The following is a 507-nucleotide window of genomic DNA, read 5'->3' on the forward strand; positions in this document are numbered from 1 at the left end:
GGCGGCGCTCTGCGCGCGGACGGGCGAGCCGCGCTGGACCGCGCGGGAGGCGGAGGGCGTGCAGGCCACGCCGCTCGTGCTGGACGGCGCGCTCTACGTGGCGTTCATGAACGGCACCCTGCGGGCCTATTCATGAAGACCCACGCGGACGCGGGTGGGCAATCCGAAGTGACGTTTGTCTTCATATGTACTCGGTAGAGTGATCGGTAGACGCCCGGAACTTCTTTCGAGCCGCCGCTCTCAAACTCCCGGAGGTGACCACCATGTTCGGTCTCGGTGCCCCAGAAATTCTCGTCATCCTGCTGATCGCCCTCGTGATCTTCGGCCCCAAGAAACTCCCCGAGCTCGGCAAGAGCCTCGGTCAGGGCATCCGTGAGTTCCGCCGCGGCACGAACGGCCTCAAGGAGGAGCTGGAGTCCAGCTTCAAGGACGAGCCCGCGCCCGTGCAGCGCACGGTCATCGCGCCCACCGCGCCCGCGACGACCGAGGCGCCCGCCGAGGGCCCGC

The 507-nt window shown here is 68.0% G+C and carries 1 protein-coding gene; it reads left to right on the forward strand.

Annotated elements, in window-relative coordinates:
• Positions 1-263 precede the first annotated feature (263 nt).
• Positions 264-507 (forward strand): Sec-independent protein translocase subunit TatA/TatB (locus DEIPI_RS41805; protein WP_084473917.1); only part of this gene is annotated, 244 nt, incomplete at its 3' end.

It is taken from the genome of Deinococcus pimensis DSM 21231 (assembly GCF_000519345.1).
Classification (GTDB): Bacteria; Deinococcota; Deinococci; order Deinococcales; family Deinococcaceae; genus Deinococcus_A; species Deinococcus_A pimensis.